The organism is Marinobacter guineae, assembly GCF_002744735.1.
In the GTDB taxonomy this organism is placed as follows: Bacteria; Pseudomonadota; Gammaproteobacteria; order Pseudomonadales; family Oleiphilaceae; genus Marinobacter; species Marinobacter guineae.
The window spans coordinates 80,480-101,623 of record NZ_KZ319344.1; the positions used below are offsets into that span (position 1 = coordinate 80,480).

Consider the following 21,144-nt stretch of genomic DNA (forward strand, 5'->3'; position numbering starts at 1 on the left):
TGGAACTGAGCGATTATGGCTGACACAGACACCTCCGGAACCGTGCAGCGGCCACCCGCGCCGTCCCGAAGCGCCCTGACCCTGAGAGATGTTTGTACCGCTCTGGTGACCAGCGGTGAAGTCAGCCAGAAAGACGCTGAGCGGATACTATCGGCAAACCTTGGCACTGCAACCGGCAACGGGCAGGCCGGACAACGCCATCCGCTCGAACTGGCGGCCATTGCCAGCCTGACCAGTGAGAAAAGCGGTCGTACCCTCGATCTGGATCGGCTAACCCATTGGCTGGCCGATTGGGCCGGGCAGCCCTATTACCACATTGATCCGCTGAAGATTGATACTCCGGCCATTGCCCGGGTGATGTCCTATGCCTTTGCCCAGCGCCACGGCATCCTGGCGGTGGAGATTGGGGCCGAGGAAGTACTGGTTGCCAGCGCAGAGCCTTTCAAGAGTGACTGGCTGCAGAACCTGCAGCAGGCCGTTCGCAAGGACATCCGGCGCGTGGTGGCCAACCCTGAGGATATCCGCCGTTACACGGTTGAGTTCTATCAGCTTGCCAACTCCGTCAGCAAGGCCAGTGGTGGCCAGCCTCCGGGAGTTGCCGGCAACCAGAATTTCGAGCAGTTACTCGATCTGGGCGCCAGCGAACACCCGGATGCCAACGATCAGCATGTGGTCAAGATTGTTGACTGGCTGCTGCAATACGCCTTCGACCAGCGGGCTTCAGACATTCATATTGAACCCCGGCGTTCCGTCACTCAGGTTCGCTTCCGGATCGACGGCGTGCTTCACAACGTTTACGAATTTCCGGAACACGTCGGCGTGGCAGTCACCAGCCGCCTGAAGATTCTCGGCCGCCTGAATGTGGCCGAGAAACGCCGCCCTCAGGACGGTCGCATCAAGACCCGCAAACCCGATAACAGCGAGGTGGAGCTTCGCCTGGCCACCATGCCGACCGCGTTCGGCGAGAAGATGGTCATGCGGATCTTTGATCCGGACGTGCTGCTTAAATCCTACGAGCAGCTTGGTTTCGGCAGAGAGGACCGCCAGCGGTGGCAGGAAATTACGGCCCGGCCCCACGGCATTGTTCTGGTGACCGGGCCCACCGGCTCCGGCAAAACCACGACCCTGTATTCAACCCTGAAGCAGATCGCTTCCCCCGAACTGAATGTCTGCACCATCGAAGACCCCATCGAAATGGTGGAACCGGCGTTCAACCAGATGCAGGTTCAGACCAACATCGATCTGACCTTCGCCGCCGGTGTGCGGGCGCTGCTTCGGCAGGATCCTGATATCATCATGATCGGCGAGATCCGCGATCTGCAGACCGCTGAAATGGCGGTGCAGGCGGCGCTCACCGGCCACCTGGTGCTCTCCACCCTGCACACCAACGACGCGCCGAGCGCGATTACCCGGATGATGGAACTGGGCATTCCCCCGTATCTGATCCGGGCCACGGTGCTGGGCGTGATGGCGCAACGCCTTGCCCGAACCCTGTGCCCCCACTGCAAGGCGCCCGGCCCCGCCGATGAACAGGCGTGGCAAACTCTGACCCGACCCTGGAAGGCGCCAGTTCCGAAGCAGTTCTATCAGCCTGTGGGCTGCCTGGAATGCCGCAACACCGGTTATCTGGGCCGTGCCGGAGTTTATGAGATCATGACCCTTTCTGGGCCATTGCTCCGGCAGATCACCGATCACTGTGAGCTGGAACAGCTCCGGCTGGACGCCTATAAGGAAGGCATGAAATCGCTGCGCCTGAGTGGCGCCCAGAAGGTGGCAGCCGGCCAGACCACTGTCGAAGAAATCCTGCGGGTAACGCCGGAAAGCCAGCGCTGATAAGGCTCAGGCTCCAGGGCGCAGACCACACTGCTCGAGCAGGTCTTGCCAGGCCCTGGTGTGGTTCATCATGGCCACGTCCAGTTGGCGCCACAGACTGGGCTGCGAACCCTGTGACAGATGACGTTGATACCATGTCCGAAAGCTTTCGGGCATGACATCGGCCTGCATCTTCGCCAGTTGCTCAAACGGCACAATCAGCTCGGTCCGGGCCCGCGCAAGCTCGCTCATGTAGGGCTGCACCTTACCGATATACACGCTGAAAAACATATTCTGCAGGATATCCGACTGATTATTGGGCTTACCGTCCAGGCAAAGAGGTCTGCCCTCAATCCGCTGCCTCAATAATGCGGTGCCATCCTTCAACCTCGCCGTCAGCAGAAGCGCACTATTGATCAGTTGCCCTGCGCGGTGCTCCGCCTGCCAACGCTGCTGAACCGCTCCGGCGAAATCCAGTGACACCGACAGATCGTTCGAGAGCAATCTGGAAACCGTCGCGTTGAGCCTGCCAACATCGCGGGCCAGATCCGAGATTGGATTTCCTTCCGATGAAACCGGATAGTCGCCTTTGGCCAGGGTAAACAGCTTCTCAACTTCTTCCACGCCCCAGGTGGCGTTCCAGATGGCAATGGGCAGCGATTCCCGTTTGCTCTCAATGGCCTCGCCCAACTCTTCAGAGAGGGTTTCATCTTCTATCTCAGGAAGACACTCCCTTGCCGCCTCGATAAACCGGATCTCATAACGCAGGCGATTCAGAGGCTGCATGACCCGGCCCATCACCGAGTTTTTCTCGCCGACAACGTATTGCAGCTGACAGCCATAGAGCGAGAGGAAATCCAGCATTCCCATGTCCAGATCGGGCATGGTCAGCACCCTGTCCCTGCGACGGGGAAGCTGACTGGCGGCATCAATGCCGGAGAGTGCGGGGTCGGTTTCAAGGACCCTGGCTACCCGTTCCACATACTCATCCATCATGGGGCGCGCATCGGAGAAGGGGTTACACCCCGCAAGAAGCGAAGCCAGAACCGGAATGGCTATTCTGAATAATCCGGCGCCGAACATGGCTTCCTCCTGCAGTGATGGATCACGGTCACGGGGTTACCGCTTCTGCAGCAGGGTATCGACCTCCGCAAAATCACGGGCCACAAAACGTCCGGCTTCCGGGAGGTCCCCCTCGCGCACCAGCCATGCGGTTTTCATACCGGCCTCTTCGGCTGCTTCAAGCTCGGCTTCCACGTCCGAGAGGAACAACACGGTGCTGGCCTCAACACCCAGCTCTGCCAGGATGTTCCGGTAGGAGTCGGCTTCTTTCTTGCCGCCGATGCGGGTGTCAAAGTAGCCAGAGAAAAACGGCGTGAAATCTCCCTCCGTGGTAAAACCGAAAATCAGTTTCTGGGCCTTGACCGAACCGGACGAATATACGAACAAACGCAGGCCCCGATCATGCCAGCGCTGGAGGTAATCGGCTGCATCTGCGTAGATATGGCCTTTAAGCTCACCCTGCTGGTAGCCCTGCTCCCAGACCATCCCCTGCAATGCCTTAAGCGATGTTTCCTTGCGGTCTTCGCGGATCCAGCCCTGCAGGACCTCGATCAGCCCATCGACATCCTCACGGGCCACACCCGATTTCTCGGCCACCGCATTCAGTTGCTCTGCCACCGCGGGGTTCTCTTGGTGCTGGGCACGAATGAAGTCCGGCAGGTGCTCGCTGGCATAGGGAAACAGAACATCATGGACAAACGAGATGGAACTGGTAGTACCCTCGATGTCCGTGAGAATCACCCGGATCATCCCGCCGCTCCGGCCAGTACCTCATAGCGCGGCAACCGGGTGGCAATGTCCTCGCCGGTGAAGTCGGCAACCCAGCCCTCCGGATTGGAGAACAGGCGAATGCAGGTAAATTCCGGCTCCGGCCCCATATCAAACCAGTGTGGTGTGCCATCCGGCACGCTGATCAGGTCGTTCTTCTGGCACAGCACGGCAAACACTTCGTCGCCGAAATGCAGGTAAAACAGGCCCTGCCCCCGGACAAAGAAGCGGACTTCGTCCTCGCTGTGGGTGTGCTCGTCCAGAAACTTTTGGCGGAAAGCCTCTTTCTGGGGGTTGTCGGGGTTGAGGCTCACCACATCGGCAGTCTGGAACCCGCACTCCGCTTTCAGCTGTGCCACTTCGTCGCCGTAGGCTTCCAGAATTTCCTCCTGGGAGGCGTCCGCCGGAAGATCCCGGGTCGGCCATTGCTCGAAGCGTATCCCCTTCCCGGCCAGCAGATCGCGGATTTCGGCCGGGTTTTCGGTGACCGTGCGGGCCGTCTCTGGCTGGCTCTGATCAAAAATACTCAAGGTAGTCATGGGCGCACCCTCATGGTTTCAAGCTCACATTCAAACAGGAATTCAAAGGCCTCGACATGGCGCAGGCAATCGGCCATGGTCTTTCCCCAGGTGTAGAGGCCGTGGCCCCGAATCAGGTAGCCGGGCTGCTCCGGATGGGCCCGGAACCAGTCCCGGGTCTCCTGCGCAAGAGCGTCAATATCCTGGGTATTGTCGAATATCGGAACGGTTAATACCGATTCGTGGGTTTCAACGCCGGCAAAGGCCTTCTGGAGTTCGTACCCTTCCAGCTCCAGCGACCGGCCCGGTGCCAGCACCCGGCTAAGCACAGTCGCCTTGACCGAGTGGGTATGAAGCACCGCGCCAACATCCGGGAAGGCTTCGTACAGCACGGAGTGCAGCCGGGTTTCGGCGGAAGAGCTGCAGTTGCTCTGAACCGGATTGCCCGCCAGATCCACCACCATCACATCGCCAGCGCCCAGTTGCCCCTTGTGGCGACCAGACACGGTGATGGCAATATGCTCCCCGTCTATACGCGCAGAATAATTGCTGCTGGTCGCCGGCGACCAGCCTCGCTGGTACAGGAATCGCCCGGCTTCGACAATCGAGTCGGCAGCCACGGCGTATCGGGTTACATCAAACACGGTTTCTCTCCCGGGGTTCGGAACGCCTTAGACGCGCTCCATTGCCGTCATTATAGGGATGAAGAGGCGGCCCGCAAATGGTGTCTCGCCGAGATCAGATCCGCGACCACCGAGATGGCAATTTCGGCCGGCGTCTTGCTTGGAATATCGACGCCAATCGGTGCCCGCAAGCGTTCCAGAACCTTCCCTTCCAGTCCCAGGGAAGCTAACCGTTTACGCCTTGCTGCCGAGGTCTTTCGGGAGCCCATGGCGCCAATGTAAAACGCATTCGTCTGCAAAGCCGCCAGCAGACCCATATCGTCAATCCGGGGGTCATGGGCCAGGGCCAGAACGCCGGAAAAGGCGTCGTTGAAGTCTTCCGCCACCAGATCATCGGGCAAGCGGCGGTCGAGCAGAATGTGCGGGTACCCCCATCCGTGAGCGAAGGCCTCCCGGGGCTCACAGAGGGTCACGGAGAAATCCGCCGCTGTGGCGAACTCGGTTACGTATCGGGCCACCTCTCCAGCACCAATCAGCAGTAGCCGGCATTCTGGCTGCAGAGAGTGAACCAGCTGCTCACCGTCAAATTCGACCGAGGTACGGTTATGGGATCGCCGGTATTCAAGTGTCGCTACGCCCTGAAGAGGAACGCGCCGGGCAACCGGTTCACGATTGCCCAGCGCCTCCGCCAGCGCCCGAACGTGGTCAAAGCCCGCCGCACTATATAGCGGTTCGACAAGAAGCCGGATTCGACCGCCGCAGGGCAGCTGGAACTGATCACGGTCGTCGACGGTAATGCCGTAGTCAATCAGGACCGGTTGATCCGGGCCATTTTCAGCCGTGCGCCTGAGTAAGTCCTCTTCCAGGCAGCCGCCGGATACCGACCCGCTCCACTGTCCGGACTCGCCGATGGCCAGCCAGGAGCCCACCGGTCTTGGGGAGGAGCCCCAGGTTTCCACGATAGTGCACAACCAAGCCCTCTCACCCTTTTCAAGCCAGCCAGTAATGTCGCGAATCACGGATCGATGAGCAGCAGCGAGCGACGACCAGGAAAACGGCATATCAGGCTTCCGCTTTCAATGGCAGGCTGCGCTGACGCTTACCGGTCAGGGCAAACAGCGCATTGCCAAAAGCCGGGATCACCGGCGGTACACCTGGCTCGCCGACACCGGTTGGCGCTTCGGCGCTGTCCACAATATCCACCAGCACTTCCGGGCGTTCGTACTGCCCCATCAGCTGGTAGTCGTGAAAATTGCTCTGCTGGACCTGTCCGTTCTCCAGCGTGATTTCTCCGTAGAGCGCGGCGGTCAGCCCGAACAGGATACCGCCTTCAATCTGGTCCGCCACGATATGGGGGTTAACCACCTGGCCGCAGTCTACCGCGCAGGCGACTTTGTAAACCCGAATCGCACCGTTCTCAATTCCCGCCTCTACCACCTGCGCAACGTAGGTACCAAAGCTCCGGAACAGGGCGATGCCCCGGGCACGGCCCTGAGGCGCTGGCGCGGCCCAGTCGGCGAGGCGCGCAGCGCGATCGAGCACTTCCAGATGCCGGGGCTCCGAGGACACCAGCCGGCGACGGAATTGGTAAGGATCCTCCCCGGTTTCGTGGGCAAGTTCATCCATGAACGTTTCCACCGCGAAACCGTTGTGGGAATAGCCTACCGATCGCCACCAGGTGATGGGTACACCTGGGTCCGTGTGGGTATGGCGGATATCGATATTGTCTACCTGATACGGGTACTCTACGGCGCCCTCAATGGCGGACATATCCTTAGGCGTGGCAATGCCTTCGGCCATCAGGCCGACCTTGCCCAGGGTGTCGTACATGAACTTCGGCGCCCAGGGGTACTGGGCTGGCGCGGCATTTCGCACATACCAATCAAGAATCTGGGGACCGACAATCTGGTGGTGCCAGCCGGTGAGATCGCCGCCAGCAAGGCTGGCTTTCATCCGATGCAGCATCGCCGGACGATACAGGTCGTGCCGGATATCCTCTTCCCGCGACCAGATCACTTTGACCGGCCTCTTGATCCGGTACGCTATGGCAGCCGCTTCCTCAATATAATCCTGGGTCAATCGACGGCCAAAGCCGCCTCCGAGGAAGGTGGTATTGATGATGACGTCATCCGGCCCGAGATCTGTCACCCTTGCCACCGCGATCCTGCCAAGGTCCGGCGCCTGGGTCGGCGCCCAGACTTCCATCCGCCCCCCCCGGTACCAGGCCGTTGCGTTCATCGGCTCAAGGGTCGCGTGGGCAAGGTAGGGCTGGGCATACTCTGCCTCCAGTACTCGCTCTGCCCTCTCGACCGCGCGCTCAAAGCTGCCTTCACTGCGCTCGGACTCGCCCGGATCTTCATCGGCCGCAGTGCGATAAGACTCAAAAACATCATCCGTGGATACCGACAAGGCCTCCGAAAAATCCCATTCGATGCTGAGGGCCTCCTGGGCCTTCCGGGCACGCCAGTACTTGTCGGCAACCACAGCGACGCCGCGCCCGGTTTCAAAGACCTCAAGCACGCCGGCCATGGCCCGGACTTCATCGCCGTTGAAACGCCTCACACGACCCCCGTGCCTGGACGGTCGGGCAATCACCCCGTAGACCATGCCTGGCAACTCCACATCGATACCGTACACAGCCGTGCCAGTGGATTTGGCCCGAGCATCCAGCCTGCCCCGTTGCTTGCCAATGTATTTCCATCGCTCACGGGGCTTCAGGGCAATGTCACCGCGAACAACTTCTTTTGAAGCCAGCTCCACCAGCGTGCCATAGGCCATGGAATCAATGCCGTTCGGGTGTACCACCCGTCCTTCGCTCGCATGACACTCGGCAGCATCTACATTCCAGACCCGTGCCGCCGCCATTATCAACATCAGCCGGGCTTCAGCTCCCGCCATTCGCAGAGGTTCCCAGCTGGTTGCCAAACTGGTGCTGCCCCCGGTGAGCTGCAATTTGTAGAGGGGGTTACGATACTCGGGCGCAACCGGAGCGAAACGAGGGGTAATCCTCTCTGGCTCGATTTCCAGTTCTTCAGCGATCAGGGTGGTCAGCCCGGTGTAGGTGCCCTGCCCCATCTCGACCCGGGCAAGGGTGAAAAACACCTCATCGCTTTCAGTCAATTCCAGCCAGGCATCCGGCCGCCATTCGCCGGATCGAGGCTCATAACCGGCCTGGACTCCGGCACAACCCGGCAAAGCCAGAGAGACCACGAGGCTACCAGAGGCACCAGTGCTGACCTTCAGAAAATCACGTCGATTCATCGCCATGTCAGGCCTCCTGACCGTTCGATGAACCGGCGACGGATTCCACCGCCGCAATAATCCGGGAGTAGGTTCCGCAACGGCACAGGTTGCCAGTCATGGCGGCGACAATATCATCCCGTGAGGGTGCCGGGTTGTTGGCCAGCAAGTGCGCTGCACTCATAATTTGGCCCGACTGGCAGTAACCGCATTGCGGAACGCCATGCTTAATCCAGGCTTCCTGTAGGGCGTGGAGTTGACCACCACTTCCAAGCCCTTCAATCGTCTCCACTTGACCACCGTCCGCCATCTCAACAGGCGTCGAGCAGGAGCGCACAGGCTGGCCATTCAGATGTACCGTGCAGGCGCCACAGAGTCCGGCACCGCAGCCGAACTTGGTTCCTTTCAGACCCAGCTCGTCACGGATTACCCACAACAGGGGAGTATCCCCCTCCACATCCAGCGAATGCTGCTCACCATTGACTGTCAGCCTCAATGCCATTCCTGCTCTCTCCTGAAGGCTTTCCGGTTCTGCGCGCCGGATTTATCGTTCTTGGGGGTGCCGAAGATCACCGGGCCTTACTTGATGACGTCCTGTCCGTCCTTGTTAACCCAGATCTTGCGCTCCCCGGTTTCCATCTGGCCATTGGAGTCCCAGACTTCCCGGTCCGAGGTTGCCTCTTCCACCTTACCGTTATCGTTCCAGATTACGCGATCCTTGCAGCCGGCCAGCGCCAGTACTGCAGCCACAACCAATATTGATTTTTTCACGACAATAACCTCCGTTTGACCCTTTGAACGGCCAGATTTTGAAGACCTCTGAAAATGAAGCCGTTAGCGGCTTCCGTGAAGCTCACGATTGTTCTGTTTGTCCCGCTCACTTTTTCGCACCATGACATAAACCGCTCCAGTTCCACCATGGTGTCTTTGGGCCGAGTGGAAGGCCATGACATCAGCCAGCTCGGGTAACCACTTGGCAAGGTAACTTTTCAGTTGGGCAATGCCATCCGGATTGCGCTCCCCCTTGCCGTGGAGAATAATTACCGAGCGCAGACCATAGCGGACGCAATCACCGACAAACGTAAACACTTCTCTCCGGGCCTGCTCCACCGTCATCCGGTGTAAATCGAGCCGGGCTTCAATGGGGTACTGCCCCAGCCGTAGCTTGCGGAATACCCCGTGCTGTATGCCCGGACGCTGCCAGCTCAGAACGTCGTGGGCAGTGAGAGGTTCGACCATGTCTGAGGTCAGGGGGTTTTTGTCCCGGATTGGACTTTCCACGGCGGCCCGCTGTCGCTCAAGATGACCTGGCGTCAGTTCACGGGGTGTCGATACCTCGGCGCGGTTGGGCTTGCGGATGCGCCGGACATCTTTCATTTCCTCAAGGAAACTGAGGCGTTCGTCTTTGGTAGTCATAACATTACAATTAATGACCGGGTTCGAGAGGAACTTTACCACCCGACCTCCTCCCCTTAAAGAAAACTGACGTGCGTCAGCCGGTTTGCGACGAAAATCGTAGGGCAGCGACCGTACTCGCTGAACTACACTTCCAACAGAAAATAATAACGAGCGAGTGGATACGGACATGGCCGCAGCAAACCCGGAAAGCAACCTTCCCCAGAACATCCGCGCAATTATGACCTTCCTGCGGGAACATGCGCCTTTCTCCAGCATGGATGATTCACACCTCGCACATTTTGCCGAGCACGCATCTCTGCAGTTCTATGCAGACGGCGATGCTGTTCTGTCCCCAGACCAGGGCGTGGTAAAAAGATTCTACGTGGTCAAACAGGGCCGGATTCGTGGCGAGCGGCATAATGAAAAGGAAGACCGGACGGAAACCACCTTTGAAATCAGCCAGGGTGAATGTTTTCCACTCGCAGCCCTTATTGGCGAGCGACCCACCAGAACCCTACACCGGGCGGCGGGAGACACCTTCTGCCTCAGCATCGGACAGGATGCCTTTATTAATCTGTTCTCCGAGAGTGAGCCGTTTCGGGATTTCTGTCTGCGCGGTGTCAGCAGCCTGCTTGATCAGGTAAACCGGCGAATCCAGTCCAGCGCCATGGCTTCCATGGGCTCCAGCACATCACTGGACACTCCCCTTGAGCGCTATGCGCTGCGCAACCCGATTGTCTGCTCCCCGGACCTTCCGGTACGCAAAGCCGTGGCCCGCATGCACGAAAACAACGTCGGCAGCATTATCGTTACCGACGACAACCGCCATCCTACCGGCATTTTTACGCTGCGGGATCTGCGCACCATGATCGCAGAGGAAAAGGGCCCCCTGGACACGCCGGTTCGGCAGGTTATGACCAAAGATCCCTGCTGCCTCCCGTCTCATGCGGATGCCTTTGAGGCTGCCATGCTGATGGCGGAACACCACTTTGCCCATTTGTGCGTGGTCGATGATGAACACAAGCTTATTGGTGTGGTATCGGAGCGGGACCTTTTCTCCCTGCAACGGGTGGACCTGGTCAATCTTGCCCGCACCATCGGCACCGCCACCCACTTGCGCACCCTGGTCAGCCTGCGCGCAGATGTCTCTCGCCTGGTCGATGCCATGCTCGCCCACGGCGCCGACTCGGGGCAGGTGGTCAAGATCATCACCACCCTGAACGACGTAACCGTTCGACGGGTGCTGGAACTGAACATCAAGAAAAATGACCCTGGCATTCCCTTCACCTGGCTCACCTTTGGCAGCGAAGGCCGCCAGGAACAGACACTGCTGACCGATCAGGACAACGGCATTCTGTTCCAGACCCCGGACGGCATGACCGCAGAACAGGTCCGGGAGAAACTGCTACCGTTTGCCCAAACCGTCAACCAGGAGCTGGCGGAGTGCGGCTTTACACTGTGCAAAGGCAACATCATGGCCAGCAACCCCAAGCTGTGCCTGAGCGACCGGGAATGGGACGAATGGTTCATCCGTTTTATTGATGCCTCGACACCCCAGAACCTGGTGTACTCCTCAATATTTCTCGATATGAGAGCAATTTTCGGCCCCACCGAGCCGTTGCATGATTTACTCGATAAAGTGCTGTCGCGGATCCGGAAAAACGCGCTTTTCCAGAAGATGCTTGCGGGCAACGCATTCCAGAGAAAGCCCCCGCTAACGATGTTCCGGAATTTTCGCTACGTCTCGGATGGGAAAAAGCATGCACTGGATCTCAAACGCCAGGGGCTGGCCCCATTTGTGGAAGCGGTCAGGGTCTTTGCCCTCGCCAACGGAGTAGAAACGGCAAACACCCTGGAGCGAATGGACCAGCTGGCAAAGAAAGGTGTCTTTGACCCGAAGGACGCCAATGCCTGGAAGGAAGGCTATAGCCTGATCCAGGCCATCCGGATGCGGGCTCACCAGGAAATGCTTGCAAAGGGTGAAGAACTGACCAACTACATTGATCCGGACGATCTGAATCCATTGGATCGACGCATCCTCCGGGAGTCCTTCAGACAGGCTCAGCGGTTGCAGCAGAAACTCGAAGTAACCTACCAACTCTGACCGTCAGGCAACACGTCATGCTGGAACAGATCAAACATTGGATAGAGCAGCGCCGGGGCGGGAAGATTGGCAGTCACGACCCAGACAATCTGCCCCATCCCAAATCACCGGGGGAGCAACTGCTTTCCGATTGCCGCCTGATTGTCCTTGACCTTGAAACCACGGGGCTGAACACCTCCAGGGATGAGGTCATCGCGATCGGTGCCGTGGCCATCCGGGGCGGCATTATCCACCTCGGTGACCAGTTTGATCTGATACTGCGGCGACCAGAACTGGATATACGGGAAACCGTGCTCATCCACGGAATCGGCCCTGAAGCCCTTACCCAGGGCCACGAAACCGAAGATGCCTTGCTTTATTTGCTGGAATGGATGAACGGCGATCCGATACTGGCTTATCACTCGGCATTCGACCAGAAGTTCCTGGAGAAAACCCTGCGGGCCCAGCTTGGCTACACTCAGAGCCACACTTGGATGGACGTTGCAGACCTGATGCCAGCGTTTTTTCCGAATGCAAAGACGGGGGGCAAGGGCCTTGATCATTGGGCCGACTATTTCGGCCTGGAGGTGGCAGAAAGACACCACGCCGCATCCGATGCCCTGGCGACCGCCGAGTTGACTCTGGTGGCTCTGAATAAGGCCCGAAAAGAAGGTGTAAAAACCCTTAAGGGACTCCATGACAAGCTTCATTATCGCCGGCGACTGCAAAACATGCATCGTTTTTGATTCTGAGTACGAACGAATCCGCAGAACTCGATGAAATATTCGGCAAATGACTGAGAATTAGACCTTTTGCCAATATCTATAAATCGCTTGGCCAGTAAAGTCACTAGGGACAAATAGTCGGAGAAGTACTTATATGAATAATAAATTCTCTAACCGAAGTGCCTCACCAAAAACCCACCCAACCTCCACAAAAACAAAACAGGAGTGATCCTATGTCAGGTCATAGCTACGACTCTGAAAAGTACTGGAAGGCGAACCTCCGCCTGATATTCGGGAGCCTGATTATCTGGGCCCTCGTATCTTACGGCTTTGCTATTCTGCTCCGTCCGATGCTTGCGGGAATTCCGATTGGTGGTACTGATCTTGGCTTCTGGTTCGCCCAGCAAGGTTCCATCCTTACGTTCATCGCTCTGATCTTCCACTACGCGTGGCGCATGAACAAGATCGACGAAAAATTCGGCGTGCACGAGGAGTAAGAACGAATGAGCCAATTTGCAATCAACATCATGTTCGTAGGGGGCTCGTTCCTCCTCTATATCCTGATTGCTATCTGGGCGAAAGCCGGTAGCACCAAGGACTTCTACGTTGCGGGCGGCGGCGTTCACCCGGTCACCAACGGTATGGCGATCGGCGCAGACTGGATGTCCGCGGCATCGTTCATCTCAATGGCGGGCCTGATTGCCGCCGGTGGTTACGCCAACTCCACCTTCCTGATGGGTTGGACCGGTGGTTATGTTCTGCTTGCAATGCTGCTGGCTCCATACCTGCGGAAGTTCGGCAAGTTCACCGTTCCCGAGTTTATCGGCGATCGTTTCTATAGCAAGAATGCCCGCCTGGTGGCGGTCCTCTGTCTGATCGTAGCATCTGTAACCTACGTAATCGGCCAGATGGCTGGTGCCGGTGTTGCCTTCTCCCGCTTCCTGGAGGTTGAATCAACCGTCGGCCTGATGATCGCGGCCGTTGTAGTATTCATCTACGCGGTACTCGGTGGCATGAAGGGTATCACCTACACCCAGGTAGCCCAGTACTGCGTACTGATCATCGCCTACACCATTCCTGCGGTATTCATCTCCATGCAGTTGACTGGCAATCCGGTTCCACCGCTGGGTCTGTTCTCGACTCACATTGATTCCGGCATGCCGATCCTCGACAAACTGAACCAGGTCATCACCGACCTCGGCTTCAACGAATACACCGCCGACATCGACAACAAACTGAACATGGTTCTGTTTACCCTGTCGCTGATGATCGGTACAGCGGGTCTGCCCCACGTAATCATCCGCTTCTTCACCGTACCGAAGGTTGCTGACGCACGTTGGTCAGCAGGTTGGGCTCTGGTCTTCATCGCCCTGCTGTACCTGACCGCTCCGGCTGTTGCTTCCATGGCACGTCTGAACCTGATGACCACCATCTACCCGGACGGCACAGCAGCTGAGCCGATCCAGTACGATGAGCGTCCAAACTGGGTAAGAGAGTGGGAAGTAACTGGTCTTATCCAGTTCACCGACAAGAACGAAGATGGTCGGATCCAGCTCTACAACGACGTACCGGCATTCCAGGAACAGGCTGACGCCCGCGGCTGGAACGGTAACGAGCTGGTAGTCAACCGGGACATCCTGGTATTGGCTAACCCGGAAATTGCCAACCTGCCGGGCTGGGTAATCGGTCTGATCGCAGCGGGTGGTCTGGCAGCAGCGCTGTCCACAGCGGCCGGTCTGTTGCTCGCGATTTCGTCGGCGGTCAGTCACGACCTTATCAAGGGCTCTATTAACCCGGCCATATCGGAAAAAGGCGAGCTTCTCGCTGCCCGTATCTCTATGGCGGTGGCCATCGTTGTTGCCACATACCTTGGGGCAAACCCCCCAGGCTTCGCGGCACAGGTGGTTGCGCTTGCATTCGGTATTGCAGCGGCTTCCCTGTTCCCGGCGCTGATGATGGGTATCTTCTCCAAGCGTGTGAACAACACAGGCGCTATTGCAGGCATGCTGACCGGTCTGGGCTTCACCCTGGCGTACATTTTCGTGTACAAGGGCTGGCTGTTCATCCCGGGCACCAATAACCTGCCGGATACCCCGGAAAACTGGGTACTGGGCATCTCCCCGCTGTCTATCGGCGCGGTTGGTGCAATCGTCAACTTTGCGGTAGCCTTCATTGTATCCAACGCAACTGAAGAACCGCCCGTTGAGATTCAGGAACTGGTTGAAAGCGTCCGTTACCCGCGTGGTTCCGGTCAAGCTCAAGACCACTAAGCAACATCTCAACCTGATTCAGTCATTGAATTGACAGGTTGATACTGAACGGGCTTCCTCAATGAGGGAGCCCGTTCTTTTTTAAGGAAAATATTTTATGTTCTGGACATTCGTTGCCACTGTAGTCTGCGGCCTGGGTGCAGCAGGTATCGCTCTCGGTATCAGAGCCGCTACCCGCAACACAGCCCCGAAGTGGATCATCCCCGTTTTTGCCGGCGCTGGAATGCTCGGCTATCTGATCTACACCGAGTACACCTGGTACGACCACAAACAATCCCGGCTGCCGGAAGAAGCAGTGGTTGTAAATACTGAAACTGACGGCATCTTTTGGCGACCCTGGACCTTTGTTTTCCCGTATGTCACTGCTTTTTCGACTGTCGATACAAAAAGTATCAGCCGAGACACGAACAGCGATGACATCGTCCGGTTTACTCTCTATCGCTTTGAACAGAAGCTGGCGGACGCTGTTTCTCACCGGATTCACATCATCAATTGCGCGACTCGGGAACTGGTACCACTGGGATCTGACGGAAGCCCGCGCATTGATAACCTGAAGGTGCTGGAGCCTGGAGACGCTCTGTATCAAACCGTCTGCGTGGAGTGATGCATCAATAGCATTACGCCCCAGCGTTCCGACCCCGACGGGAATGTGTATCTATGATTAGTGCCTGGCTGCTGGTTCTTATATCCATCACCTACATCTCGATCCTGTTTGTGATCGCCTGGGCCGGCGACAAACACCCGGCCCTATATCGCCGCCGCCTCGCACGAACCCATATCTACGCCCTGTCACTGGCGGTTTACTTTACCTCCTGGACCTTCTATGGCGCCGTTGGCCGCGCCACACAGGAGGGTCTTGGCTTTCTTCCGATATACCTCGGCCCCCTGTTAGTCTTTGTTTTCGGCGCGCCCCTACTGCGCCGGATCATTTACATCAGCAAACGCAACAACAGTACGTCCATAGCCGACTTCATCGCCTCCCGATACGGAAAATCCCAGCTTCTAGCTGCGATGATCGCAACGTTTGCCCTGATTGGCAGCGTTCCCTACATCGCTTTGCAGCTCAAGGCGATTGCCATGGGCTTTAACGTGCTATCCGCGACAGATCCAGGATATAGGGAGCTGAGTTCGGCAGCCTGGAACGATTCTGCCTGGTACATCACACTAGCCTTGGCAGTCTTTACCGTGCTTTTCGGCACCCGGCACCTTGAATCCACGGAACATCACCGTGGTATGATTCAGGCGGTTGCCTTTGAATCACTGATCAAGCTCGTGGCATTTGTCGCCGTCGGCCTTTTTGTGGGCTACGGCCTGTATGGCGGTTTTGGAGACCTGTTTTCCCGGGCGAAGGATGCTGACCTGCTCGGCACCCTGACCACCGATGGCATCGAGGCTCCGGCCTTCATTACCCAGACTCTGATTGCGATGCTCGCGATCATCTGCTTGCCACGGCAGTTCCATGTCATGGTGGTGGAGAACACCGATCACCGGGATTTCGAGATTGCCCGCTGGGCCATGCCCATCTATCTGATCGTTGCCAGCGCGTTTGTGCTTCCAATTGCCGCCGCTGGCCTCCTGTCTCCTGAGCTGGCAGCGGGCAACCCCGACACACTGATCCTCCAGTTGCCGATCATGGCCGGCGAGGAATGGCTGGCAGTGCTGGCTTTTCTCGGGGGTGGCTCAGCCGCTGCCGCCATGGTTATCGTCTGCTCGGTAGCCATTGCCACCATGGTGAGTAATGAGATCATCATGCCCGCCCTACTCAAGTTCTTCCGGCCAGGCATGAACCGGCGCACCGACCTCAGTTATCTGCTTCTCAGCATACGCCGGGTAGCCATATTCGTTGTTCTGCTGACTGCATACGGCTTCTATCGAATGGCGGGCGAGGATTACAGCCTCACCGCCTTCGGGTTGTTATCGTTCGCGGCAGCCGCCCAGTTCGGTCCGGCGCTGGTTGGCGGTATCATCTGGCGGCGAGGCAATTACATGGGGGCTGTCTGGGGCCTTGGGCTGGGCTTTCTCATGTGGTGTTACACCCTGCTCCTGCCGGCCCTGGCGACCACAGGATGGATGACAGATACCCTGATAGACCAGGGCATCTGGGGCCTCAGCTGGACCCGGCCCACTGCGTTGTTCGGCTCAGAACTGGACCAGACCAGCCATGGCATCATCTGGAGCCTGGGCATCAACACTGTAGTCTACATCGTGCTTTCAATGCTGACTCGTCAGCGTGTTCGCGAGAAGATCCAGATTGCCTCGTTCTTTCATGATCCCCAACCCAAGGCGGAAACTGCCCAGCACCAGAGCTGGCAGGGCGAAATTCTGACCTCCGACCTGCAGGCCCTTACTGACCGCTTCATGGGTGAGGAGCGTTCCGAAACAATATTCCGGAATTACGAGCGCCGAAACGCCATCCGGCTGCATCCGCATCGCCCGGCCTCTGCTCACCTTATGAAGTATATTGAGCGTCAGCTGGCTTCCGTTATCGGGGCATCCACTGCCCGTGTCGTACTGGAATCCACGCTCACCGGTCGCGACATGCAGATTGAGGACGTGGTCAGCATTGTCGATGAAGCCTCCCAGGCCATGACCTTCAGTCGTGAACTGCTGCAGTCAGCCATTGAAAACATCAGTCTGGGCGTCTCTGTGGTTAACCATCAGCAACAGCTGGTGGTCTGGAATCACCGCTATCTTGAACTGTTCACCTACCCCAAGGGATTTGTGAGGGTTGGTCGCCCGGTGGAAGATCTGATGCGGTATAACCTGACGAACGCTAACCTCTCAGCCCGCAGGATTGATGAAGTGGTCGCGGACCGGTGCACCAGCATGCGGGAAGGGCGTCCAATGTCCTATGAGCGCCAGAGGCCGGATGGCACCGTCTTGCGGGTAGATGGCAGCCCGATCCCCGGGGGTGGCTATGTCACTACCTTCCAGGACATAACCGCCATGCGGCGGACCGAGCAGGCCCTGAAGGAAACCAATATCTACTTGGAGCAGCGGGTAAAGGAGCGTACACAAGAGCTTCAGGTCATCAACGAGCAGATGCTGAAAGCAAAATCCGTTGCCGAACAAGCGAACCAGAGCAAGACCCGGTTTCTGGCATCCGCCAGTCATGATCTGTTGCAGCCCCTCAATGCGGCCCGTCTGTTTACCTCTGCCTTGGCCGGAAAGGCCGACGACACCGAAATGAAAGAGCTGGTGGACCATATTGACAGTTCCCTGGGTGCCGCCGAAGAAATCATCAGCACATTGCTTGATATCTCCAAGCTTGATGCAGGCGCCCTGGAGCCGGACATCGGCGTATTCCCGGTCAACGAGATCATGCGCCATCTTGCAACCGACTTTTCAGCCATCGCCAAGGATCAGGACCTGAAACTGCACGTTGTGCCGAGCAGCGCCTGGATCCGATCGGATGCCAAGTTGCTACGCCGTGTGGTCCAGAACTTCCTGTCCAATGCCATACGCTACACACCGGAGGGCAAGATTCTGCTCGGCTGTCGAAGATTAAAAGGGTATATCCGCATCGAAGTCTGGGACACGGGGCCAGGGATACCCGAAGACCAGTTGGCGCATATTTTCGAGGAATTCCGCCGCTTTCAGCACGGCCGTGACAAGAAAGGGCTTGGGCTCGGACTCGCCATCGTCGACCGGATCAGTGGAATGTTGAACCATCCGGTTAGCGTACACTCGGTTCAGGGCCGTGGCAGCGTATTCGGAATCACCGTCCCTGTCGCCGCGCCGGAACAGAGCGAACCCGCTGTCACCAAATCGGCGTCCAGCTCACGACGGGTGTCAAACCTCGGTGGCCTTCACTTCCTGTGTATCGACAATGACCCTGCCATTCTTCAGGGCATGGTGGCTCTGCTCGGTAACTGGAAGTGTGACGTGACCGCCGCGGAAAGCCTTAAAGACGCCATGGAAAAACTGGAAGGCCAGAGACCCGATATTATACTTGCCGATTACCAGCTTGATGATAACAAGAATGGTCTGGATGCCATGGATAGTATCCGTGACGCGCTTAGCGAGGACATCCCGGGGATACTAATTACAGGGTATATGGCACCCGAAGTTCGGGAAGATGCCATGAACCGTGGTTACCAGATTCTCTACAAGCCTGTAAAACCCGCTGCATTGCGCGCATTGGTTAACAAGTTACTCAAGCAGAAGCGCTCATGACCGATTCAAAAGCCGATTTCAATCCTTTCGGTAAACTGACATACCTGATTATCGACGACTTCGAGAACTTCCGGTTGTCCATACGCCAGATGCTGCGCAGCTGCGGCGCAGACAAAATCGAGTTGGTTGCCCATGCCAGTCAGGCTATCCAATACTGCACCTACAACCACGTGGATGTAGTGCTCTGTGACTTCAACCTTGGGGAAGGTAAAAACGGGCAGCACATACTGGAAGAGCTCCGCCATAAAAAGCTCCTGAAACGCTCCTCCCTGTTTCTGATGGTCACTGCGGAGACATCCAAGGAAATGGTCATGGGGGCAAGGGAAAATCAACCCGATGCCTATCTGACCAAGCCGATCAACCGGGCAGTGCTAGAGAAAAGGCTTGGCAGTCTCATCAGTCAGCGTAACGCGCTGATGCCCATTAACCGGGAAATGGACCGGGAGAACTATCCGGAAGCCATCTCCCTGTGCCTCCAGTCGCTTCCCAGGCAGCCGCGCCACAAAACCTGGTTGATGAAAACCCTGGGAGACCTCTATTTCCGTCTGGGCGATCTGGCTCACGCGCTCAAGGTTTATGACGATGTGCTGGCCCAACGTGAGCTTTCATGGGCAAAGCTTGGCCGGTGCAAAGTTCTGCTTGCCAAACGAAGCTTCGACGCCGCAGTTGATGGCCTTCGTGAGCTTATCGCCAAACATCCGGACTATATGGAGGCCTATGACCTCCTGGCGGAAGGTCTGGAGCGACAGGGTCGTCCGACCAAGGCCCAGCAAATACTGGAGCAAGCCTCACAACACTCCCCTAATGCCCTGCTTAGACAGAAGCATCTAGCGGAACTGGCCGACTCCAATCAGGACATGGACACTGCGTCGGATGCGTGGCGCAGAACCGTTGAGCTCGGAACCTACTCAATTCACGACAACTCTGAGCATTATCTTGCTCTCGGGCAAACGCTGTCAGACCTCAGTGAGGGCGACCTGGAAGAAGAAGGCGCCGCGCGGGCCAAAGAAGCGCTGGCTGTGCTGAAGAAAATGGAAAAGCGGTTCGCGGATGAAGAAGGCATCACTATGCGCAGTCAGATCATTCAGTGCCGCGTATATGCCGGCCAGGAACAGGATCAGCAAGCCGCAAAGATGCTCCACAGTATTCGATCAAAACTCGAGAACACTGCAGTTCTGGATGCCCAAACCGGGCTGGATTATGCAAAAACCCTGTTCCGGATGAGCCATGAGGCGGAAGCGAAACAGCTTCTGGCCGAAATGGCAGAACGCTTCAGCGATGATCCCCACACTCTGCAGAAAATTGAAAGCCTCCTGGACGAGCCGGTTGGCTTCCGGCAGAAGATCAAGGCCCGCACTCTTAACCGCGACGGCATCCGGGCGTTTGAATCCGGGAACCTGCATGAAGCGGCGGACACGTTTACCAAAGCTCTGGAAATCGTTCCTGATCATGCCGCCCTGAACCTGAACCTGGTGCAGGTTCTGATGAAGGAATACGACGGTAACCCAGGTAAAACCGACCTTCTCAGGCGTTGCCAGTCCTGCCTGGACCGGTTATCAAACCTGCCAGAGCAACACCGCCAACACCGACGCTACATCGCCTTGCAACGCAAGCTGAAGGGGCTTACCGAATGAACAACCAGAATATCGATTTCTCAATGGTGCTTGCTTCCGCTGTTCACGATATGAAGAACTCCCTTGGCATGCTACTGAATTCCCTGGACGAACTGCGAGCCGAACATGAGAAAGCCCTGGGGGAATCTTCACGATTCAACACCCTGCAGTACGAAGCCGAACGCATGCATAACGACCTTGTTCAGCTACTGGGCATTTATCGGCTAGGAGAAAACAACCTGTCGGCACATATCGAGGAGCACTTTGTGCCCGACTTCCTCTCCGAGCACCTGGCCAGGCACACCCCGCTACTCGATGGTCTGGGAATTGATTTCTCGATAGAGGCTGAGGAGATTAACGGCTTTTTTGACGAGGATCTTTTGACCGGCGCACTCAATAACACCATCAATAACGCCATACGCTACACCAAGAGTAAGATCCGCCTTACCGCCGGCGAAAGGGACGGCTATCTTGTGATAGGTGTTGAAGACGACGGAGAGGGGTACCCGGACAGCATGCAGCACACTGGCACCCTGAGTTTCAAATCCCTGGATTTCAAAAGTGGCAGCACCAGCCTCGGTCTGTTCTTTGCGTCTTCCGTTGCCAAGCTTCACAGCGAAGGGGAGAAGACCGGTTCGATTAAACTGCACAATGGCGGCAGCTTTGGCGGGGGTGTTTTTGAGATCTGGCTGCCGTGATATAAGCACTCCTTTTCAGGCAATAAAAAACCCCAGCATCGATTGATACTGGGGTTTCGGTATTAGGCGCCTGACGATGACCTACATTGCTCAGGCCTGTCGGCCTTCGGCCCCGCCGTCGCTGCGCTCCCGCGTCCTGCGGCGTGCGTGGCACGCCT

The 21,144-nt window shown here is 57.4% G+C and carries 18 protein-coding genes; 9 read left to right on the forward strand and 9 right to left on the reverse strand.

What is annotated here, in order from left to right:
- The first annotated feature begins 15 nt into the window (after positions 1-15).
- Positions 16-1,833: a type IV pilus assembly ATPase TfpB gene (locus tag CLH62_RS20020; RefSeq protein ID WP_099619951.1), complete on the forward strand. Its 1,818-nt coding sequence runs from the start codon at positions 16-18 to the stop codon at positions 1,831-1,833.
- Positions 1,834-1,839: 6 nt separating this feature from the next.
- Here the strand turns inward: CLH62_RS20020 and CLH62_RS20025 are convergent, their stop codons facing one another.
- From CLH62_RS20025 to smrA, 9 genes are all read right to left on the reverse strand, one after another.
- The gene (locus CLH62_RS20025; protein ID WP_099619952.1) at positions 1,840-2,895 is read right to left on the reverse strand and encodes a DUF3080 domain-containing protein; all 1,056 of its coding nucleotides are present in this window, start codon (positions 2,893-2,895) and stop codon (positions 1,840-1,842) included.
- A 36-nt stretch (positions 2,896-2,931) separates the two neighbouring features.
- A complete protein-coding gene (gene mtnC / locus CLH62_RS20030; RefSeq protein WP_099619953.1) occupies positions 2,932-3,624 on the reverse strand; it encodes an acireductone synthase in 693 nt (230 codons plus the stop codon).
- Positions 3,621-4,181, reverse strand: coding sequence for a 1,2-dihydroxy-3-keto-5-methylthiopentene dioxygenase (locus CLH62_RS20035; RefSeq protein WP_099619954.1), 561 nt, complete (start codon positions 4,179-4,181; stop codon positions 3,621-3,623). The genes mtnC and CLH62_RS20035 overlap by 4 nt, the downstream gene beginning before the upstream one ends.
- Entirely contained in the window at positions 4,178-4,804 is a 627-nt protein-coding gene (locus tag CLH62_RS20040; protein WP_099619955.1) for a methylthioribulose 1-phosphate dehydratase, read from the reverse strand. Before CLH62_RS20040 ends, CLH62_RS20035 begins: the two co-directional genes overlap by 4 nt.
- 50 nt (positions 4,805-4,854) lie before the next feature.
- Complete coding sequence (locus CLH62_RS20045; protein ID WP_228152912.1) at positions 4,855-5,844, reverse strand: XdhC family protein; 990 nt, start codon at positions 5,842-5,844, stop codon at positions 4,855-4,857.
- 1 nt (position 5,845) lies between these two features.
- On the reverse strand, positions 5,846-8,050 hold the full coding sequence (locus CLH62_RS20050; RefSeq protein ID WP_099619956.1) for a xanthine dehydrogenase family protein molybdopterin-binding subunit: 2,205 nt from the start codon (positions 8,048-8,050) through the stop codon (positions 5,846-5,848).
- Between the two features lies 1 nt (position 8,051).
- On the reverse strand, positions 8,052-8,525 hold the full coding sequence (locus CLH62_RS20055; protein ID WP_099619957.1) for a (2Fe-2S)-binding protein: 474 nt from the start codon (positions 8,523-8,525) through the stop codon (positions 8,052-8,054).
- A 77-nt stretch (positions 8,526-8,602) separates the two neighbouring features.
- A complete protein-coding gene (locus CLH62_RS20060) occupies positions 8,603-8,794 on the reverse strand; it encodes a hypothetical protein (protein ID WP_099619958.1) in 192 nt (63 codons plus the stop codon).
- Between the two features lie 63 nt (positions 8,795-8,857).
- On the reverse strand, positions 8,858-9,439 hold the full coding sequence (smrA, locus tag CLH62_RS20065) for a DNA endonuclease SmrA (RefSeq protein WP_099619973.1): 582 nt from the start codon (positions 9,437-9,439) through the stop codon (positions 8,858-8,860).
- A gap of 169 nt (positions 9,440-9,608) precedes the next feature.
- Between smrA and CLH62_RS20070 the strand changes: the two genes are divergently transcribed.
- From CLH62_RS20070 to CLH62_RS20105, 8 genes are all read left to right on the forward strand, one after another.
- Positions 9,609-11,525 carry a putative nucleotidyltransferase substrate binding domain-containing protein gene (locus tag CLH62_RS20070; RefSeq protein ID WP_099619959.1) on the forward strand — a complete coding sequence of 639 codons (1,917 nt, stop codon included), beginning with the start codon at positions 9,609-9,611 and terminating at the stop codon, positions 11,523-11,525.
- A 17-nt stretch (positions 11,526-11,542) separates the two neighbouring features.
- On the forward strand, positions 11,543-12,250 hold the full coding sequence (locus CLH62_RS20075) for a 3'-5' exonuclease (RefSeq protein WP_099619960.1): 708 nt from the start codon (positions 11,543-11,545) through the stop codon (positions 12,248-12,250).
- 212 nt (positions 12,251-12,462) lie between these two features.
- Complete coding sequence (locus tag CLH62_RS20080) at positions 12,463-12,726, forward strand: DUF4212 domain-containing protein (RefSeq protein WP_099619961.1); 264 nt, start codon at positions 12,463-12,465, stop codon at positions 12,724-12,726.
- Positions 12,727-12,732: 6 nt separating this feature from the next.
- Positions 12,733-14,499 (forward strand): sodium:solute symporter family protein, encoded by a 1,767-nt coding sequence (locus CLH62_RS20085; protein WP_099619962.1) that lies wholly within the window; start codon positions 12,733-12,735, stop codon positions 14,497-14,499.
- 97 nt (positions 14,500-14,596) lie between these two features.
- Positions 14,597-15,103, forward strand: a complete 507-nt coding sequence (locus tag CLH62_RS20090; protein WP_099619963.1) for a hypothetical protein — start codon at positions 14,597-14,599, stop codon at positions 15,101-15,103.
- 53 nt (positions 15,104-15,156) lie between these two features.
- Positions 15,157-18,675, forward strand: a complete 3,519-nt coding sequence (locus CLH62_RS20095; protein WP_099619964.1) for a hybrid sensor histidine kinase/response regulator — start codon at positions 15,157-15,159, stop codon at positions 18,673-18,675.
- Positions 18,672-20,309 (forward strand): tetratricopeptide repeat-containing response regulator, encoded by a 1,638-nt coding sequence (locus CLH62_RS20100; RefSeq protein ID WP_099619965.1) that lies wholly within the window; start codon positions 18,672-18,674, stop codon positions 20,307-20,309. Before CLH62_RS20095 ends, CLH62_RS20100 begins: the two co-directional genes overlap by 4 nt.
- The gene (locus tag CLH62_RS20105) at positions 20,306-20,986 is read left to right on the forward strand and encodes a sensor histidine kinase (RefSeq protein WP_099619966.1); all 681 of its coding nucleotides are present in this window, start codon (positions 20,306-20,308) and stop codon (positions 20,984-20,986) included. The genes CLH62_RS20100 and CLH62_RS20105 overlap by 4 nt, the downstream gene beginning before the upstream one ends.
- Positions 20,987-21,144: the final 158 nt, after the last annotated feature.

Bases quoted from the DNA above. Each gene is read 5' to 3' on its own strand.
- CLH62_RS20020 (WP_099619951.1), top strand. From the start codon at position 16: ATGGCTGACACAGACACCTCCGGAACCGTGCAGCGGCCACCCGCGCCG.
- CLH62_RS20025 (WP_099619952.1), bottom strand. From the start codon at position 2,895: ATGTTCGGCGCCGGATTATTCAGAATAGCCATTCCGGTTCTGGCTTCG.
- mtnC (WP_099619953.1), bottom strand. From the start codon at position 3,624: ATGATCCGGGTGATTCTCACGGACATCGAGGGTACTACCAGTTCCATC.
- CLH62_RS20035 (WP_099619954.1), bottom strand. From the start codon at position 4,181: ATGACTACCTTGAGTATTTTTGATCAGAGCCAGCCAGAGACGGCCCGC.
- CLH62_RS20045 (WP_228152912.1), bottom strand. From the start codon at position 5,844: ATGCCGTTTTCCTGGTCGTCGCTCGCTGCTGCTCATCGATCCGTGATT.
- CLH62_RS20050 (WP_099619956.1), bottom strand. From the start codon at position 8,050: ATGGCGATGAATCGACGTGATTTTCTGAAGGTCAGCACTGGTGCCTCT.
- CLH62_RS20055 (WP_099619957.1), bottom strand. From the start codon at position 8,525: ATGGCATTGAGGCTGACAGTCAATGGTGAGCAGCATTCGCTGGATGTG.
- smrA (WP_099619973.1), bottom strand. From the start codon at position 9,439: ATGACTACCAAAGACGAACGCCTCAGTTTCCTTGAGGAAATGAAAGAT.
- CLH62_RS20070 (WP_099619959.1), top strand. From the start codon at position 9,609: ATGGCCGCAGCAAACCCGGAAAGCAACCTTCCCCAGAACATCCGCGCA.
- CLH62_RS20075 (WP_099619960.1), top strand. From the start codon at position 11,543: ATGCTGGAACAGATCAAACATTGGATAGAGCAGCGCCGGGGCGGGAAG.
- CLH62_RS20080 (WP_099619961.1), top strand. From the start codon at position 12,463: ATGTCAGGTCATAGCTACGACTCTGAAAAGTACTGGAAGGCGAACCTC.
- CLH62_RS20085 (WP_099619962.1), top strand. From the start codon at position 12,733: ATGAGCCAATTTGCAATCAACATCATGTTCGTAGGGGGCTCGTTCCTC.
- CLH62_RS20090 (WP_099619963.1), top strand. From the start codon at position 14,597: ATGTTCTGGACATTCGTTGCCACTGTAGTCTGCGGCCTGGGTGCAGCA.
- CLH62_RS20095 (WP_099619964.1), top strand. From the start codon at position 15,157: ATGATTAGTGCCTGGCTGCTGGTTCTTATATCCATCACCTACATCTCG.
- CLH62_RS20100 (WP_099619965.1), top strand. From the start codon at position 18,672: ATGACCGATTCAAAAGCCGATTTCAATCCTTTCGGTAAACTGACATAC.
- CLH62_RS20105 (WP_099619966.1), top strand. From the start codon at position 20,306: ATGAACAACCAGAATATCGATTTCTCAATGGTGCTTGCTTCCGCTGTT.